This window comes from Micromonospora sp. NPDC003944 (assembly GCF_053605225.1).
Map to the genome: position 1 here is coordinate 1 of NZ_JBSGIV010000070.1, position 16164 is coordinate 16164.

At 71.0% G+C, this 16164-nt stretch carries 15 protein-coding genes and 1 tRNA gene; 9 read left to right on the forward strand and 7 right to left on the reverse strand.

Annotation, left to right across the window (positions count from 1 at the left end; genetic code table 11):
- Window positions 1–28 precede the first annotated feature (28 nt).
- Window positions 29–1801, reverse strand: a complete 1773-nt coding sequence (locus ACWER9_RS26850) for a metallophosphoesterase family protein (protein WP_452304453.1) — start codon at window positions 1799–1801, stop codon at window positions 29–31.
- Window positions 1802–1904: 103 nt separating this feature from the next.
- Here ACWER9_RS26850 and ACWER9_RS26855 point away from each other — a divergent pair.
- Window positions 1905–1978, forward strand: a tRNA-Thr gene (locus ACWER9_RS26855).
- Window positions 1979–2161: 183 nt separating this feature from the next.
- Window positions 2162–3007: an SGNH/GDSL hydrolase family protein gene (locus tag ACWER9_RS26860; protein WP_452304454.1), complete on the forward strand. Its 846-nt coding sequence runs from the start codon at window positions 2162–2164 to the stop codon at window positions 3005–3007.
- Here ACWER9_RS26860 and ACWER9_RS26865 read toward each other — a convergent pair.
- Complete coding sequence (locus ACWER9_RS26865; RefSeq protein WP_452304455.1) at window positions 2997–3689, reverse strand: class I SAM-dependent DNA methyltransferase; 693 nt, start codon at window positions 3687–3689, stop codon at window positions 2997–2999. The genes ACWER9_RS26860 and ACWER9_RS26865 overlap by 11 nt on opposite strands.
- A 95-nt stretch (window positions 3690–3784) precedes the next feature.
- Here ACWER9_RS26865 and ACWER9_RS26870 point away from each other — a divergent pair, with 95 nt between their 5' ends.
- Complete coding sequence (locus tag ACWER9_RS26870) at window positions 3785–4399, forward strand: DUF4240 domain-containing protein (RefSeq protein ID WP_452304456.1); 615 nt, start codon at window positions 3785–3787, stop codon at window positions 4397–4399.
- Here ACWER9_RS26870 and ACWER9_RS26875 read toward each other — a convergent pair.
- Window positions 4390–5007 (reverse strand): pyridoxamine 5'-phosphate oxidase family protein, encoded by a 618-nt coding sequence (locus ACWER9_RS26875; protein ID WP_452304457.1) that lies wholly within the window; start codon window positions 5005–5007, stop codon window positions 4390–4392. The genes ACWER9_RS26870 and ACWER9_RS26875 overlap by 10 nt on opposite strands.
- Before the next feature lie 166 nt (window positions 5008–5173).
- Between ACWER9_RS26875 and ACWER9_RS26880 the strand changes: the two genes are divergently transcribed.
- From ACWER9_RS26880 to ACWER9_RS26890, 3 genes are read left to right on the forward strand one after another with little or no spacing between them, the layout of a single operon-like run.
- Window positions 5174–5677 carry a DUF2231 domain-containing protein gene (locus ACWER9_RS26880; protein WP_452304458.1) on the forward strand — a complete coding sequence of 168 codons (504 nt, stop codon included), beginning with the start codon at window positions 5174–5176 and terminating at the stop codon, window positions 5675–5677.
- Window positions 5677–6228, forward strand: a complete 552-nt coding sequence (locus ACWER9_RS26885; RefSeq protein WP_452304459.1) for an Hsp20/alpha crystallin family protein — start codon at window positions 5677–5679, stop codon at window positions 6226–6228. Before ACWER9_RS26880 ends, ACWER9_RS26885 begins: the two co-directional genes overlap by 1 nt.
- An 8-nt stretch (window positions 6229–6236) precedes the next feature.
- Window positions 6237–7346, forward strand: coding sequence for a glycosyltransferase family 9 protein (locus ACWER9_RS26890; RefSeq protein WP_452304460.1), 1110 nt, complete (start codon window positions 6237–6239; stop codon window positions 7344–7346).
- Window positions 7347–7352: 6 nt separating this feature from the next.
- On the opposite strand, the gene ACWER9_RS26895 is transcribed toward ACWER9_RS26890, so the two are convergent.
- Window positions 7353–8231, reverse strand: a complete 879-nt coding sequence (locus ACWER9_RS26895) for a glycosyltransferase family 2 protein (protein ID WP_452304461.1) — start codon at window positions 8229–8231, stop codon at window positions 7353–7355.
- Entirely contained in the window at window positions 8228–10066 is a 1839-nt protein-coding gene (gene rfaE2 / locus ACWER9_RS26900; protein WP_452304462.1) for a D-glycero-beta-D-manno-heptose 1-phosphate adenylyltransferase, read from the reverse strand. Before rfaE2 ends, ACWER9_RS26895 begins: the two co-directional genes overlap by 4 nt.
- A gap of 210 nt (window positions 10067–10276) precedes the next feature.
- Between rfaE2 and ACWER9_RS26905 the strand changes: the two genes are divergently transcribed.
- On the forward strand, window positions 10277–11953 hold the full coding sequence (locus ACWER9_RS26905) for an MDR family MFS transporter (RefSeq protein ID WP_452304463.1): 1677 nt from the start codon (window positions 10277–10279) through the stop codon (window positions 11951–11953).
- A 72-nt stretch (window positions 11954–12025) separates the two neighbouring features.
- Here the strand turns inward: ACWER9_RS26905 and ACWER9_RS26910 are convergent, their stop codons facing one another.
- Entirely contained in the window at window positions 12026–12658 is a 633-nt protein-coding gene (locus ACWER9_RS26910; RefSeq protein ID WP_452304464.1) for a TetR/AcrR family transcriptional regulator, read from the reverse strand.
- A gap of 125 nt (window positions 12659–12783) precedes the next feature.
- Here ACWER9_RS26910 and ACWER9_RS26915 point away from each other — a divergent pair, with 125 nt between their 5' ends.
- On the forward strand, window positions 12784–13818 hold the full coding sequence (locus tag ACWER9_RS26915; protein WP_452304465.1) for an aldo/keto reductase: 1035 nt from the start codon (window positions 12784–12786) through the stop codon (window positions 13816–13818).
- A 7-nt stretch (window positions 13819–13825) separates the two neighbouring features.
- On the opposite strand, the gene ACWER9_RS26920 is transcribed toward ACWER9_RS26915, so the two are convergent.
- A complete protein-coding gene (locus ACWER9_RS26920) occupies window positions 13826–14317 on the reverse strand; it encodes an NUDIX domain-containing protein (protein ID WP_452304466.1) in 492 nt (163 codons plus the stop codon).
- Between the two features lie 71 nt (window positions 14318–14388).
- Between ACWER9_RS26920 and ACWER9_RS26925 the strand changes: the two genes are divergently transcribed.
- A complete protein-coding gene (locus ACWER9_RS26925; protein WP_452304477.1) occupies window positions 14389–16023 on the forward strand; it encodes a fatty acid--CoA ligase in 1635 nt (544 codons plus the stop codon).
- Window positions 16024–16164 lie beyond the last annotated feature (141 nt).

The following is a 16164-nucleotide window of genomic DNA, read 5'->3' on the forward strand; positions in this document are numbered from 1 at the left end:
GTGGGGGTGGGGTGGGTGGGGGTGGGGTTTAGCGGAGGACTGTGGGGGGTTCGGTTAGGTGGGGGGTTAGGGGGGATTTGGGGGTCAGCCAGCTGTGGGTGGGGGACTGGTCGGGGTTCACCTGCCAGTCGCGGGAGACCCGGTCGACCCCCACCGGGTAGATGGTCAACGTTCCGTCCGGGTCGACGCGCAGCCGCAGGAACGACTTGGAGTCCTCGATGCCCTGGCCGGCGAAGAGTTCGTTGACGTTCACCCCGAACGAGCTGGCCACCAGGAGGTACGCCGCCACCAGTTGGCTGGCGACCAGACCGATGACCGGGCCGTAGAGCACCGCTGCGGCGGCTGCCGGCAGTGGCCACGGCCACCCGTAGAACGGCAACTCCAACCACGCCCACGTGCCGGCCGCCGCCAGGGCCACCTGTGCCACGCCGTGGCCCACGCCCAGGATCCAGTGCCGCGCGTGGCGCTTGCCGCTCGCGCTCGGCGGCTTGGCGAACAGGGCCGCCGCCAGCACCGTCACGAGCACCATCAGCACCAGCGGGACGCTGAACAGCCGCTGGTCGGTGCTGTCGGCCCAGTTCGCCGTCGCACCCGCCATGGCCAGCATCAGCAGCGTGTGCAGAATGCCGAGCAGCGTCGTGAAGCCGGGGTTGCGGAACGGCAATCGGGGGAAGATGCCCCAGCCGTAGCGGCGGGACCGTGCGGCGTCCGGGTAGCGGGCCACCAGGTCGTACGGCCGGGCCGAGCTGGCCTTGCGGGCCAGCGTGTCCCGCGGTGGCACCTCTATGCGCTCCGGCAGCTTGTGCGTGGGGTAGAGGTACGCGCCGCCGCCACCGCAGGTGATCAGCTGCCGGTCCGGCCCCGAGTATCGGGCGTAGTGGTGCAGGTCGCCGGAGAGCAGCAGCCGGACCCGAGCCCCGGTCGGATCGATGATCGTACGGATGAAGTAGTCGATCGAGTCGTACGCGGTGGGGTCGTCGGCGGCCTTGATCCAGGTCGGCGAGGGCGCAGCGATGATCACCTTGGACTCCGGCCCGAGCCGCCGGGCCACCTCGTCGAAGTAGGCAAGCTGCGGGTCGTCGAGGTAGGAGCCGGACTGGTCGTCGACGCCGAGGAACCACCAGCCGGCCGGCAACTCCACGGCGAAGTACGACCGGGACTGCCCGGTGGCCCAGCCCGCGAAGTTCCGGTCCCGGGAGCGGACGAACAACCGTAGGAACGCGGTGAGGCCGTCGTACCAGTCGTGGTTGCCCGGCACCGCGAAGAGCGTGGGCTTCTCGGCCGGCGCCACCGGCAGGGCGGCCTGGTAGGGCCCCTTGCAACGGTCCTCGTACGCGGCGTAGGCCGCCGACGGGTACACCTGGTCGCCGCCCATCACCAGGGTCTGTGCCCGGGGCAGGCGGTGCCCGTCGACGGTCAGTTCCGGCTGCGCCAGCAGGTACGCCACCGAGTAGGTGGAGTTGAAACCGTCACCGAGGTCGGCCACGTAGTCGAGCCACAGCCCACCGTCCGGCCCGACCTGGCGGAAGATGTCGTCGCCGAACGCGTTCTGCAACTCGCGCTTGTCGAGGTACGCCCCGAAGAGCACGGCGAGCAGCGTCCGGATGCCGGTGCTTATCAGCAGGAACGGCGCCAGCCACGGCACCGGCTTGCGCGGTGTGAAGCCCAACTCCAGTGGGTCGGTGCTGCGCGGCCGGTGCGCGACGCGTTCACCGGCCGGCGGGAGGTCAGGACGCTCGGGCTGGGGGGAATCGTCGCGTTCGTCGCTCACCCGCCGCAGCGTAGTCCCGCCCTGGATCATCTGCTGTCCGGCAAACGACCAGATGTCCGCTTGGTGCGGGTAGGTACGTGGAGGTATCCCGGTCGGTCGGTGCCGCCGGGGTGCCGTACACTTGCTGATCGTTGCCGCCTTAGCTCAGTCGGCTAGAGCGACGCACTCGTAATGCGTAGGTCGACGGTTCGATTCCGTCAGGCGGCTCGGCACGGAAGCCCAGGTCATTGACCTGGGCTTCCGCCGTTTCCGAGGTCGACGAAACCGCCGCCGGCACCCGCGAACCCGACAACCACCGGCGCGCCACGGCCACGCCGGTTCGTTAGTCTGCCCAGCGCCGATTCCAGGCAACGACGAGCAAGCCGCCGTGTCGGTGGCAAAGGGGAATCCATGAAGTTGCGTCCCGTGCTGCTAGGTGCCATCGCCTTCGCTCTCGCGGCGGTCGGCTCGCCCATCCCGGCCGAGAAGCCCGTCGCCGCGCAGACCTCCGCTGCGGCCTGTCCGGTGCCGGGGCGACCCACGACGAAGATCCTGACCGTGGGCGATTCGATCACCGAGGGCGCGACGATGACCGAGTCGGCGACCGCTGGTTACCGTGCTGAACTGGGGCGACTGCTCGACCAGAGCTGCGTCCCACACGAGTTCGTCGTCGCGGCGGTCGGCGGCGTGACCTGCAACTACTGGTCGTCGCGGATGGCCAGCCTGGTCACCACGCACCAACCTGACCTGATCCTGGTGAACTGCGGGACCAACAACAACCTGTCGGCCGCCAGCGAGGCGCAGATCGTCGCCTTCGAGCGCACCTACCGGGCGCTCTTCGACACCGCGTTGGACCTGGACCCGGACGTCGTCATGTACCCGTCCTGGGTGCAGTACAGCGCCGGGCACCCCAGCACTGGCTGCACGACGCCACCGGGCCCGAGCCCTGCCTGGCTGCCGGCGAGCGAAGCCAAGGTCAATGACGCGATCTATCGCAGCATGCGGGTGATAGACGAGTACGGCGACCGCGTACCGACCTGGATCGACTACCAGTCTGTTCCCGAGGGCTATCTGGACGAGTGCGGCGTGCATCCCACGCCGGGCGGTTACGACGTGATGGGTCGGCTGGCGTACAACGCCATCGCTCCTCGGCTGGGTGTCGCGCCGGCCCCGCTGCCGTGTGGGTTGGTGGGCCGGCGGCCGGGCTCTCCGGTCGGCCAGTGGGTTCCGTGCGCCACGATGAACCTCAACCCCTGAGGTGTTCCCCGGCCGTGGTGGTGACGGAGTCGGTGGCGCAGCCCTCACGGCGACCGACGACGACCCCGCCGAGCCGGCTCTCCGCCGAGGTGACTGTGGACTGCGCATCGACTGTGAACCCGTACTGACGCACCCAGGCCGCCACCTCGGCCGGCTGTCGACGATGGACGTGCACGTTCATCGGGTGGCCGCCGTAGCCCTCCGTCTTGAGGGTCGTCCCGTCGCCCACGTGGAAGCCGAGCAACAGGGGACCACCGGGACGCACCACCCGCCGGAAGTGAGCGAACACTTCGCCGATCCGGTCGTCGGGGACGTGGATGAGGGAGTACCAGGCGACCAGGCCGGCGACTGAGCCGTCGGCCAGGTCGAGGTCCGTCATCGAGCCGATTTCGAACCTCAGCTCGGGATGATCACGGCGGGCCACCGCGATCATCCCGGGCGAGAGGTCGATCCCGAAGGCGTCGACGCCGAGCGTGTGCAGGTGGGCGGTGATCCGCCCGGTCCCGCAGCCGACGTCGGCGACCGGTCCGCCACCGTTGGCGGCCACCAGCTCCGCGAACGAGGCGAGGGCCTCCCGTTCGTACGGTGCGTCCGCCAGGAGGTCGCGGACGAGATGCGCGTAACTGACAGCTACCGTGTCGTAGGAGGTGCGGGTGTCTGCCAGCCAACCGTCGACGCTCATGGCGGCAACGCTAGCCCTGCGGCCGGCCTCGATGATCATGCCGGGCAGGTCGCTGGCGAACCGAAAGTGTCGGTGCCGGTCGATATGGTCCGGCGGTGACCGTGACCACCGATGCACCTGGGACGCTGCCCACCCCCGCCGACGAGGCCCGACTGTGGGCCCTCATCGAGGCGGCCTGGGCCGAGTTGGGCGCCGAGCCCTCGGCGCTGCGTCAGGCCCTCGTCGAGCGTGACCCCGCCGCTGATGACGGCGATGACGTCGACGACGACGGCCCGTCCTACGCGATCGACGCCTGGCTCGATGCCTTCCTGGGCCGGCTCGGGCAGTTGACCGCCGAGCTGACCGGGCCGGAGCTGACGGATCTCGACCGGGTGGTGGAGCGCAAGCTGCACGACATCGATCGGGAGGACATCCACGAGGTGACCGACGGGTCTGACGACGGCTTCCTCTACGCCCGCGGGTTCATCGTCGCCCTGGGTCGGGCCTACTACGAAGCCGTTCGTGCCGACCCCGCGATGGCGCTGCCGGACGCCGACTGCGAAGGCATGTGTTACCTCTTCGCGCACCTGCACAACGACCGGTTCGGTTCGTGGCCGGAGACCGGCTCCGGGATCTCCCGGGAGTCGTTCGGCAACCCGGCCGGCTGGGGTGACGACGAGCCGGATGCCGAAGGTCAGTCGAGTCGGCCCGATGGCGCAGCTCAGGCGTAGATCTTCGTGGCATACTCCGGGCCGTAGTACCGTTCCAGGTCCTCGAGGTTCTCGTTGGGCGCTTCGACCTCCTTGACCAGGCGTGCCCGCGTCGGCAGCGCGTCGGGCTGCCAGGTCTCCGGCTTCCACAACGCCGACCGCAGGAACGCCTTCGCACAGTGGTAGAAGATCTGCTCGATCTCCACCACCACGGCGAGCACCGGCCGGTGCCCCTTGACCAGCATGTCGTCGAACCACGGCGCGTCGCTGACCAGCCGGGCCCGCCCGTTGATCCGCAGCGTGTCGGTCCGCCCGGGGATGAGGAAGAGCAGTCCGACGTGCGGGTTGTCGATGATGTTGTGGTAGCCGTCGGCCCGCTTGTTGCCCGGCCTCTCGGGCAGCGCGATCGTCCTGTCGTCGAGCACCAGGGCGAACCCGGCCGGGTCGCCCTTGGGGGAGACGTCGCAGCTACCGTCGGCGCCGGCCGTGGCCACCAGGCAGAACGGCGAGGCGGCGAGCCACTCGCGGTCCCGCTCGTGCAGGCGGGTGCGTTGCTTGTTGGCGGCCCGTGCGTTCGGCATGCCGAGCAGTTCGCGTAACTCCTCGTGCGAGGTGATCTCCACCGTCACGTTGGTCCTCCCTGAGCCGTTGATCCGGTGGCGGGCGCCACCGGTCGTCAGCCTAGGCCGCCGTGACCAGCGCGAGGTTTGTGCCAGGTCGGCGGGGGTACGGGCTCACCCGACGCGCCCGCCGCACGTGACCGTTCGCAGGACGCCGACCAGTGGAGGCCGGGAGATGGAGAGCCGACTCAAGGTACTGGGCCATCCGGTCCATCCGATGCTGGTCATGTTCCCGGTCGCGTTGCTGGCCACGGCGGTGCTGTTCGACGTGGTGGACACCGTTGGTGGTCCCGACTTCCTCGGCGAGGTCGCCTACTGGAACATCACCGTCGGCCTGATCGGCGGGCTGCTCGCCGCGGCGGCCGGCTCGTTCGACCTGCTGGCGATTCCGAGCGGCACCCGCGCCAAGCGGGTGGGCCTGCTGCACGCGGGGGCCAACGTCGCGGTGATCCTGCTCTTCGCCGCCGTGTGGGCGGTTCGGCTCAACGCGGATTCCCGAGCCGCCGGTGGGGCACTGATCGCCATCGAGGTGGTCGCGGTGGCGATCCTCGGCATCAGCGCCTGGCTCGGTGGCGAGCTGGTCGACCGGCTCGGTGTGGGCGTCGACAGTGACGCCGGCCTGGACGCGCCCAGCTCACTACGGCCGCCGACGGCCGCCCAGCGGATCGGAGAGATGTGATGAGCGAGCAGCAGTCCGGTGGCTTCGGTCGGGGCTGGCGGGGCAGCCGGCAACAGGGCTGGGACCCGATGGGAGAGTTGCAGTCGCTGCGCGCCGAGTTGAGCCGCCTGGTCGGTGGCCGGGCCGGGGCGTCCGACGTCGAGTTGACCGAGACCTCGGACGGCTGGGAGGTCGTCGTCCGGCTGCCCGGGGTGGCCCCGGAGGAGGTCGCGGTCGAGTTGGACGACCGCGAGTTGTGCGTGCGGGCCCGCTCGGAGGCGGAGGTCAACGCCGACCACGGCATCCCCGGCGGCTTCGAGACGCGTGGCTTCGAGTACCGGATCAACCTGCCGTCGCGGGTCGACCCGGACACCATCGACGCGGTCATGGACCACGGCCTGCTCCGGGTCCGCCTGCCTCGGGCGACCCGGCCCGCGCCGCGCACCATCACCGTGGGCCGCACCGGGCCGCGCTCCGGCGACCACTCCACGGGTACGCCGATGCCGGCCGATCCCGCTGCGGACCGGGAGTTGCACCGCCCGGACACCGCCGGCGAGATCGACCGGCCGTAGCGGGTCGGGTGGTCACCTCGTCCGTGCTCGGCCCGGCCGCCGAGCGCCTTCCCGACGTGCGGCGGATCGCCGTGCTGCGCGCCAATGCGCTCGGCGACTTCATCTTCACCCTGCCTGCGCTTGACGCGCTGCGGGCCGCGTACCCCTCGGCGGAGATCGTGTTGCTCGGCGCGCCGTGGCACGCGAAGCTCTGGCGCGACCGGCCCGGCCCGGTGGACCGGGTGCTCGTGGTGCCGCCGGCACCCGGCATCCGTACGCCGGACCCGGGTGAGCCGGAGTCGTCGATCGACGACTTTCTGGCCGCTGCCGCCGGTGCGGGCTTCGACCTGGCGGTGCAGATCCACGGTGGCGGCGCCAACTCCAACCCGCTGGTCAGCCGGCTCGGTGCCCGGGTGACTGTCGGCCTGCGCGCCGACGACGCGCCGCCGCTGGACCGGTGGCTCCGGTACGTCTACTACCAGCATGAGGTGATCCGCTACCTGGAGGTGGTGGCACTTGTGGGAGCACCTGCCACCACGATCGTGCCGACGCTGACGGTGACCGACGCCGATCGGGCTGAGGCGGCCCGGGTGCTCGGCCCGGCCGACCGGCCCCGGGTGGCGCTGCATCCGGGCGCCTCCGACACACGCCGCCGCTGGCCCGCCGAGCGCTTCGCCGAGGTGGCCCGGGCGCTGCACGGGGACGGGTACGAGGTGCTTGTCACCGGCACGCCCGCCGAGCAGGAGGTGGTGGACGGGGTGGTCGCGGCGGCCGGGGTGCCGGTACGACCGCTCGTGGGCACGCTCAGCCTCGGCGGGTTGCTTGGTTGCTACGCGGACTGCGCCCTCGTCGTCTCCAACGACACCGGCCCGCTGCACGTGGCCGCCGCGGTGGGTGCGCCCACCGTGGGCATCTTCTGGGTCGGCAACCTGATCAACACGGCGAGCCCGTTGCGCGGCCGGCACCGGCCGATCTGCTCCTGGACGGTGCACTGCCCGGTCTGCGGGGTGGACTGCACGCCCGGCATCTACCCGCACCGGCCGGGCGACGGCGAGTGCCCGCACCGGGATTCCTTCGTCACCGACGTGCCGGTGACCGAGGTGCTGGAGGCCGCCCGGGAGCTGCTTCCGCCCCGGTAACGCCGCTCAGGCCGGTTGCGGGGTGTCCTCCTCGGCGAGGACGACCTCCCACGCCTCCACGTCCCGGTCGGTGACCGTGGTGGGGGACTCCAGGTGGTAGGCGCCGCTGGGCACGATGCCTGCCCCGCCGTAGCGGGCCAACACGGCGAGCTGGGCGGCCACGTCCTCACCCTGGTGCTTCTCCTGTACGCGACGCCAGAAGTCGAAGCCACCGGCGTCGACGAGCTTGGCCCGGTCGTAGAGCACACACCCGCCGATCCAGGAGACCTTGTACGCCCGCCACTCGCCCGGCGGCAGCGCCAACTGCTCGGTGATGTGCAGCAGGTTGGCGGCGGAGTGGATCCGGGCCCGGTTCCACTGCGGAGTGTCGGGCCGGATCCGCTCGGGGGTGGGCGAGCCAGCCCACTCCTCGTAGTGGCCGTGCGAGTCCGGCCGCACGTCGTCGGCGTACGAGAGCCCGTGCACGCCGTTGCCGACGAACCCGCAGCCCAGCTCGCCGATCGCGGTGACCAGCCGGTGCAGTGCCCCCGGTTCGAGCCAGATGTCGTCGTCGAGGGTGAGGACGTACCGGGCGGCCGAGGCGGCGAGCAGGTACGCCCGGTGTTCGGCCAACCCCCGTCGGGGCAGCCGGCGGGTCAGCAGCACCGGGTGACCCCGGTGGCGCAGCGCCCGGACCATGGTGGCTGCGGCGGGGTGCGCGTACGCCGGATCCCCGTCGGACTGGTCGCTGACGACCACCCCGAAACCGGGCAACCCCTCCTGGGCGGCGAGCCCGCCCAGGGTGACAGCCAGCTCGGCGGGCCGGTTCCGGGTCGGAATCAGCACGTCGACGAGCCGGTCGGCGCGGAACTCCGCCGGGGTGCCGAGGTCGAGGGGGCGGTTCACGACGCCTGGGTGCGGGTGCGCAGCGACGGGTCCGGCTCCCGGTCGGTCAGCTGTGGCGACGGGTCCTGACTGTGCGAACGGATCCGATCGATGATCGCCGAGGTGGAGCGGTCCGGCACGTACCCCAGGGTGCGCACCTGACCGCCCAGCCGCCGCACCAGCGGCGCCTCCGGCACCAGCTCCGGCGGATAGTCGCCGCCCTTGACGTACACGTCCGGTCGGACCGCCTCGAGGAGCGCGGCGGGTGAGTCCTCCTCGAAGAGCACCACGTGGTCCACGCAGGCCAGCGCGGCGAGCAGGGCACCACGGTCCTCGGCCGGGTTGACCGGCCGGTCCGGGCCCTTCAGACGTCGTACGCTGCCGTCCGAGTTGACCGCCACGATGAGCAGGTCGCCCAAGGCGCGGGCCTGCTCCAGGTAGCGCACGTGCCCGCGGTGCAGCACGTCGAAGCAGCCGTTGGTGAAGACGATCGACCGTCCCGCCTCGCGGTGTTCGGCGACGATCGTGTCCAACTCGTCCCCGCCGACGAGCGCGGGGTGGCCCGTGGTGTCGGTCGGCTGGTCGAGCGCGGCGAGCAGGTCGTCCCGCCGGCACACGCAGGTCCCGGTGTCCGAGACGGTGATGGTGGCCGCGAGTTGGGCGAGTTGGGCGGCGGTCGGCAGCGGCGCGTCGGCGGCCAGGGCCAACGTCATGGCCGCCAGGTACGCGTCGCCGGCACCCACGGCGTGGCTCGCCGGCACCGGGGTGCTGTGGCTGCGTCGGGGCTCCCCGTCGGCGCCGCCGACCACCGCGCCCTCGGTGTCCAGGGTCACCGCGACCACGTCGGCGCCGGTGTGGGCACGAAGTTCGGCCAGGCGCGACTCGGCCAGGACGGCGCGGTCGACGCCCTCACCGGCCCGGGTGTTCACGGTGACGCCGGTGCCGGTGACGCTGAGCCCGTCGCCGGTGAGTGCCACCCGTCCCTCCCCCGGGGTGGGTTCGCCGATCGGTCCCGGGTGTCCGGGTCGGGACGGCTCGGCGGCGGTGGTGTCGTCGGCGCGTACCGCGCCCGGGGCGGCGCCCGCGGTCATCTCGGAGGGACCGTCGGTCGGGTCGCCGTGCGGGTGTTCCAGGTGCAGTTCGGTGCCACCGGTCGGCCGGGTGGTGCCGCCCGCACGGGCCAACAGCCGGGTCGCCTCGGCGAAGCTGGGGGTGACCACTGTCGGCGCGAGGCCCCGCCAGTCGGCCAGGTCGTGGGCGTCCAGCGCGACAGTGGCGTACCGCTCGCGGTTGCTGACCAGCCACGCGCGGACCGGTGCCGGCAGCGCGCCCAGGCCGTAGTCGCAGACCACCAGGGTCGGCGCCTCCCCACCGGCGGCGGCGCGCAACTCTTCGGTGGCGCAGCTCAGGGCGGTGAGCAGCCGGGTCACACCGTCGTGGTCCAGGGCGTCCTCCGGGTCGCCGGAGTCCTCCCGCAGCAGGATCTGGTTACCGGCGAGCATCCGTCGTTTGACCGGGGTGGGCCGTCCGGGTTGGTTGACCGTGCGGTCCCAGACACTCGCGCGGTCCAGGCAGTCGTGCAGTTCGTCCCCGGCGACGTCGGCGCCGACAGGTGCCACGAGGACGGCCCGGCCCCCGAGGGCGGCGACGTTGACGGCGGTGTTCGCGGCCCCACCGGCGGCCGAGATCCGCCGCCGCAGGGTGAGGACCGGGGCGGGCGCCTCCCGGCAGAGCCGGTCGGACTCGGCGAACCGCCATTCGTCCAACATGGCATCACCGACGATCAGGACTGGGCGTCCGAGCCAGCTCTCCACGACGGTGGCGAGCCGGCGCTGTTCCGCTGCTGCTCCTGCCATGCCTCCCCGGGTCCCCAGCGGCCTCCCGGACAAACCTGCGCGCCGGCCGGTCCACCGCTGGTCAGGTGGCCTCCGATGGGCACTGACCGGTACGAACCCGTCCGACCTGTTTCGGCCGTTCCCGGCGCGCGGTGGCAACAACTTCATGATCAACGCCATCGGGTTGGGCGGTGGGGCGCATGTTCTCCGGCTGTCGGGATAGAAGGGCACATGACCACCGAAGCTTCCGACGCGCCGGTGCTGAACCGTCAGCAGATCCGGCTGCTCATGTTGGGCCTGATGACCGGCATGCTGCTTGCCGCGCTGGACCAGACGATCGTCGGTACGGCACTGCCGACGATCGTGGGCGAGCTGGGCGGTATCAACCACTACTCCTGGGTGGTGACCGCGTACCTGCTCGCCTCGACCGCCTCGACGCCGCTCTACGGCAAGATGGCCGACCTGTACGGGCGTCGGCCGGTCTTCCTCTTCTCGATCGGCACGTTCCTGGTCGGGTCGTTGCTGGCCGGGTTGTCGCAGAACATGACCCAGCTGATCGTCACCCGGGGTATCCAGGGTCTCGGTGCCGGTGGTCTGTTGACGCTCGCGTTCACCATCATCTCGGACGTGGTGTCACCCCGGGAGCGTGGTCGTTACCAGGGCCTGTTCGGCGCGGTCTTCGGGATCTCGTCGGTCGCCGGGCCGCTGGTGGGTGGTTACTTCGCGGAGACCGACTGGCGGTGGATCTTCTACATCAACGTGCCGCTCGCGGTCCTGGCCATCGTCGTCTGTTACCACGTGATGCGGCTGATCCCGTTCGAACGTCGGGACCATTCGATCGACTGGCTCGGTGCCGGCCTGCTGGTGGCCGGGGTGAGTGCGCTGCTGCTCGCGCTGAGCTGGGGCGGCAACGAGTACGCCTGGGGCTCCGGCGTGATCATCACGCTCTTCGTCGTCGGCGCGGTGCTGGGGGTGCTCTTCGTCCTGCAGGAGGCCCGGGTGGCCGAGCCGATCCTGCCGCTGCGGCTGTTCAAGAGCGCCACCTTCGCGCTTGCCAACTCCGCCCTGCTCATCATCGGTCTGGTGATGTTCGGTTCGATCATCTTCATCCCGCTCTACCTGCAGATCGTGAAGGGCGCGTCGCCCACCCGCAGCGGTCTGCTGATGCTGCCGATGATGGCCGGCATCATCATCACCTCGATCCTGACCGGTCGCGCGATGACCCGGATCGGGCGGTACAAGTGGTTCCCGGTGGCCGGCTCGGCGACCCTCCTGGCCGGCATGTTCCTGTTCACCCAGTTGGAGGTGGCCACCTCGCTCTGGGTGGCGTTCGGCTTCATGGTGGTGATCGGCATCGGGCTTGGTCTGTGCATGCAGTCGCTGATCCTGGCGGTGCAGAACGCGGTCTCCGTACGCGACCTGGGCGCCGGCACCTCCTCGGCGACCTTCTTCCGGTCGCTCGGGGGTTCGTTCGGGGTGGCGATCCTCGGCACGGTGCTGTCGTCCCGGCTGACCGGCGGGCTCGCCGACCGCTTGCCCGGTGCGATCGCGCAGCTACCGCCGCAGGAGCAGGCCGCCGTGGCGGCGAGTGGCGGCACCAACATCTCGATCAACGACCCGGCCACCATCCTGGCCCTGCCGGGGCCGGTTCGCGCGGCAATCCAGGGCGCCTTCGTCGACGCGCTGGACATGGTCTTCCTGACCGCCGGCCTGATCGCGATCGTGGCGGTGCTTGTCACCCTGATGCTGCCCAACACCCAGCTGCGGGGTGCCGGCCCGCAGGGTGCCACGGGTGGGGCGGACCCGCTCGGCGGTGAGGCCCCGGCGCCGGGCGGCAAGCCGTTGACCCGCGAGTCGAAGGACGAGGCCGCCGCCGACATGGAGGCCAAGTCCCAGACGATGATCTGAACGTCCCGACACCGGCCGTCCCGGGTCGCTCCGGGGCGGCCGGGCGGCCGACGTCGGCGGGGCCGTCGGCGGTCAGGCGGGCCGGCGGTAGGCGCCGTACCACCAGGTCGCGGCCAACTCCCGGGCGGCCGCCGCGTCGGTCTCCGCGTCGGCCGGGGTCGTGCTGACGTGGTCGGCCAGGAAACGGTCGCCGCCGATCACGATCAACCGGCTGGCGATGACCACGTCCAGGTCGGCGGGGGTACGCCCGGCCTGCTGCTCGACGCGGAGCAGCTCGACGGTGCGGGCCACGAACTGCTCCAGCCCGGCCGCCCAGTACTCCCGGACCGCCTCGTCGTAGGTCGCGACCTCGCTGACCGCGGCCAACACCGGGGCGTATGTCCGGTAGATCCGGATCACGTCGGCGAAGGCCTCGGTCAACCGCGCCAGCGGATCGCCAGGACCGCCGGGATTCCACTCGCCGGTGCGGTCGAACGAACTCTCCCGCATGGTGCCGGCGAGGCGCATGAGCAACTCGGTCTTGTCCCGGAAGTGGGTGTAGAAGGTCGACCGCGCAACGCCGGCCTCGGCGGCGATCCGTTGCACGCCGAGGTCGGTGAAGCGGACGCCCTCCCTCAGGAGCCGCTCGGTGGCCGCCAGCACCCGCGCTTCGACGGCCGCACGTCCGTCGGGGTTGCGCGGGCGGCGGCGGGTGATCGAGGGCATAGCCGGAATCCTAGGTGGCCGGGGGTGGGTCGGGCGACGTACGCTCGCTGCCGGACACAGTGTCCGACATAGTGACCACGGAGTGCCTGACCTCGGCCTCCGACCCACCACGAGGAGCAACACACGTGAAGTACCGACTGCTGGGCAACACCGGGGTGTACGTCTCGGAGATCTCGCTCGGCGCGATGACCTTCGGTGGCAGCGGGCACCCGCTCTGGGGAACCCTCGGCGGCCTGGCGCTGCCCGAGGCGCAGCGGATCGTCGACACGGCGCTGGACGCGGGCGTCAACTTCGTCGACACCGCGGACGGCTACAGCGACGGCGAGAGTGAGGAACTGCTGGGCAAGGCGCTCGGCAAGCGGCGTCGCGACGTCGTGTTGGCGACCAAGGTGCACTCCCGGACCGGCCCCGGCCCGAACGACGTCGGCACCTCCCGGCTGCACATCATGCAGAACCTGGAGGACAGCCTGCGTCGGCTGGGCACCGATCACATCGACCTCTACCAGATCCACAACTTCGACCAGATCACGCCGATGGAGGAGATGCTGCGCGCGCTGGACGACGCGGTCCGGCAGGGGAAGGTCCGCTACATCGGCGCCGCCAACTTCGCCGCCTGGCAGATCTCCAAGGCGCTGGGCATCTCCGCCCGGGAGAAGCTGGCCGGGTTCGTCTCGGTGCAGGAGTACTACTCCCTGCTGGGTCGGGACGTCGAGCGCGACGTGGTGCCGATGGCGCTCAACGAGGGCGTCGGGCTGACCGTCTGGAGCCCGCTCGCCGGTGGTTTCCTCTCCGGGAAGGTCGGCCGGGACGGCGCCGTCGCCGACAGCGGCGCGCGCAGCGCCCAGCCCGGTTACAGCAGCTTCACGCCGTTCGACCCGGAGCACGCCTTCGGGGTGGTCGACGTGCTCAAGGGTGTCGCCGAGCGGCACGACGTCAGCCCGGCCCGGGTCGCGATCGCCTGGCTGCTGTCCCGGCCCGCCGTGACAAGCGTGGTCGTCGGCGCGCGCAAGCTGGACCAGTTGGTGGACAACATCGCCGCCTCCGACCTCACCCTGACCGAGCAGGACCTCACCGAGCTGGACGAGGCCACCAAGCTGCCGGTCTCGTACCCGAACTGGATCCAGGAAGGGTTCTTCGCCGGGCTCCGACTGCCGCAGTAAAGGCGACCTACTTCAGGATCAGCCGGTTCGTCTGCTCGAAGACGTCCAGGTCGGCCAGAGTCTCGACGACCGAGGTGGAGAGTGGGGCGGGGAACCGGTCGCGGGCGAAGAAGCCCGCGTCGGTGGTCTCGTCGGTGACCCGGGCCAACTGCCCGTCCCACTCCTCCACCTTGAACGCCGTCGTGAACACCTGGTACGTGTGGCCGTACATGTTGGTGCTCGTCCGGTCCGGGCCGGTGTAGAGGGCGAACGCGCAGACCCGCAGCGCCCGCAGCCCGGTCTCCTCGCGGACCTCACGCACGGCGCAGTCGGCGATCGACTCGCCCAACTCCATCGCGCCGGCCGGCATGGCCCACTGGCCGTTGTCCGAGCGTCTGATCAGCAGGACGCGTCCGGCGTCGTCGTTCACCACGGCACGGGCGCCGACGAACATCAGCGTCCGATCACCGGCGATTGCCCGCAGTTGCCCCACGTACGAGTCGGCCCAGGAGATGCTCACCTGCGACAACTTACGGGGGTTCCCAACGTGTGACCGCCGACACTAGCTTGTTACCCATGCGTAGCACGATGATGGACGCCCCTCTGCAGATCTCCCGGATCCTCGACCACGGCGCAGGGGTGCACGGCACGGCCGAGGTGGTCACCTGGACGGGCGCCGAGCCCCGCCGGATGACGTACGCCGAGGTGGGCCGCGCCGCGGCCCGGCTGGCACACGGGCTGCGCGACGCGTGTGGGGTGACCGGCGACGAGCGGGTCGCCACCTTCATGTGGAACAACAACGAGCACCTGGTCGCCTACTTCGCGGTGCCGAGCATGGGCGCGGTGCTGCACACGCTCAACATCCGGCTCTTCCCCGACCAGGTCGTCTACATCGCCAACCACGCCGAGGACCGGGTGGTGCTCGTCGACAGCACGCTCATCCCGCTGCTGGCCCGGGTGATCGGTGAGCTGACCACTGTGCGGCACGTCGTGGTGGTCGGTGGCGGCGACCCGGCGCCGCTGGTGACGGCTGCCGGCGACCGGCTCACCGTGCACCACTGGGACGCGTTGCTCGCCGACCGTCCGGACACCTACGACTGGCCGGAGGTAGACGAGCGCGACGCCGCGGCGCTCTGTTACACCTCGGGCACCACCGGCAACCCGAAGGGCGTGGCCTACTCGCACCGCTCGATCTACCTGCACTCGTTGCAGGTGTGCATGCCTGAGGGCTTCGGTCTCGGGCCGACCGACCGGGAGTTGGCGATCGTGCCGATGTTCCACGCCATGTCGTGGGGCCTGCCGTACGCGGCCTTCCTCTCCGGCGCGTCGCTGATCATGCCGGACCGGTTCCTCCAGGCCGCGCCGATCGCCGAGATGATCGCCGCCGAGCGGCCCACCCTGGCTGGCGCGGTGCCGACCATCTGGACCGACCTGCTGGCCTACCTGGACGCCCACGACGTGGACACCGCCTCGCTCGGTGAGGTGATCGTCGGCGGTTCGGCGTGCCCGCCGGCGCTGATGCACGCGTTCGACGAGCGGCACGGCATCGACGTCATCCACGCCTGGGGAATGACCGAGATGTCCCCGCTGGGGTCGGTCTCGCGTCCGCCCGCCGGGGTGACCGGGGGGCAGGCGTGGCGTTACCGCTACACGCAGGGGCGGGTGCCGGCGGGCGTGCAGGCGCGGATCGTCGGCCCGTCGGGCGAGCCGATGCCCGCCGACGGCGAGGCCGTGGGCGAGCTGGAGGTCCGGGGGCCGTGGGTGACCGCGCGGTACGTCGGTGACGACGCCCCGGACGAGGAGAAGTTCCGCGACGGCTGGCTGCGTACGGGTGACGTGGGCACCCTCTCGCCGGACGGGTACATCACGCTCACCGACCGCGCCAAGGACGTGATCAAGTCCGGGGGCGAGTGGATCTCGTCGGTGGAGTTGGAGAACGCGCTGATGGCCCACCCGGCGGTGCTGGAGGCGTGCGTGGTGGGCGTCCCGGACGAGCGATGGGACGAACGTCCACTGGCCACCGTGGTGGTCCGGGAGGGCGCTTCGGTGACCGCCGAGGAGTTGCGGGACTTCCTGGCTGGGTCGGTGGCGCGGTGGCAGTTGCCCGAGCGCTGGGCGTTCATCGACACGGTGCCGAAGACGAGCGTGGGCAAGTTCGACAAGAAGGTCGTCCGTTCGCGGTACGCCGAGGGTGAGCTGACTGTCCGGGAGCTGACAGCCCCGTAACGTTTTCCCGGGCACTGTCGCCTGTTGGGGCGGGAGTACTCCTGAACAACCCTCCCCAGGGGCGGCCCCGGCGTTCGCACCGCGCCGGGGCCGCCCGCTCCACACGGGATGACCCGCACCGTCATTGTTGCGAAAGTTGTT

Bases quoted from the DNA above. Each gene is read 5' to 3' on its own strand.
- ACWER9_RS26885 (WP_452304459.1), top strand. From the start codon at position 5,677: ATGAGCGAGCAGCAGTCCGGTGGCTTCGGTCGGGGCTGGCGGGGCAGC.
- ACWER9_RS26925 (WP_452304477.1), top strand. From the start codon at position 14,389: ATGGACGCCCCTCTGCAGATCTCCCGGATCCTCGACCACGGCGCAGGG.
- ACWER9_RS26850 (WP_452304453.1), bottom strand. From the start codon at position 1,801: ATGATCCAGGGCGGGACTACGCTGCGGCGGGTGAGCGACGAACGCGAC.
- ACWER9_RS26910 (WP_452304464.1), bottom strand. From the start codon at position 12,658: ATGCCCTCGATCACCCGCCGCCGCCCGCGCAACCCCGACGGACGTGCG.
- rfaE2 (WP_452304462.1), bottom strand. From the start codon at position 10,066: ATGGCAGGAGCAGCAGCGGAACAGCGCCGGCTCGCCACCGTCGTGGAG.
- ACWER9_RS26860 (WP_452304454.1), top strand. From the start codon at position 2,162: ATGAAGTTGCGTCCCGTGCTGCTAGGTGCCATCGCCTTCGCTCTCGCG.
- ACWER9_RS26865 (WP_452304455.1), bottom strand. From the start codon at position 3,689: ATGAGCGTCGACGGTTGGCTGGCAGACACCCGCACCTCCTACGACACG.
- ACWER9_RS26880 (WP_452304458.1), top strand. From the start codon at position 5,174: ATGGAGAGCCGACTCAAGGTACTGGGCCATCCGGTCCATCCGATGCTG.
- ACWER9_RS26905 (WP_452304463.1), top strand. From the start codon at position 10,277: ATGACCACCGAAGCTTCCGACGCGCCGGTGCTGAACCGTCAGCAGATC.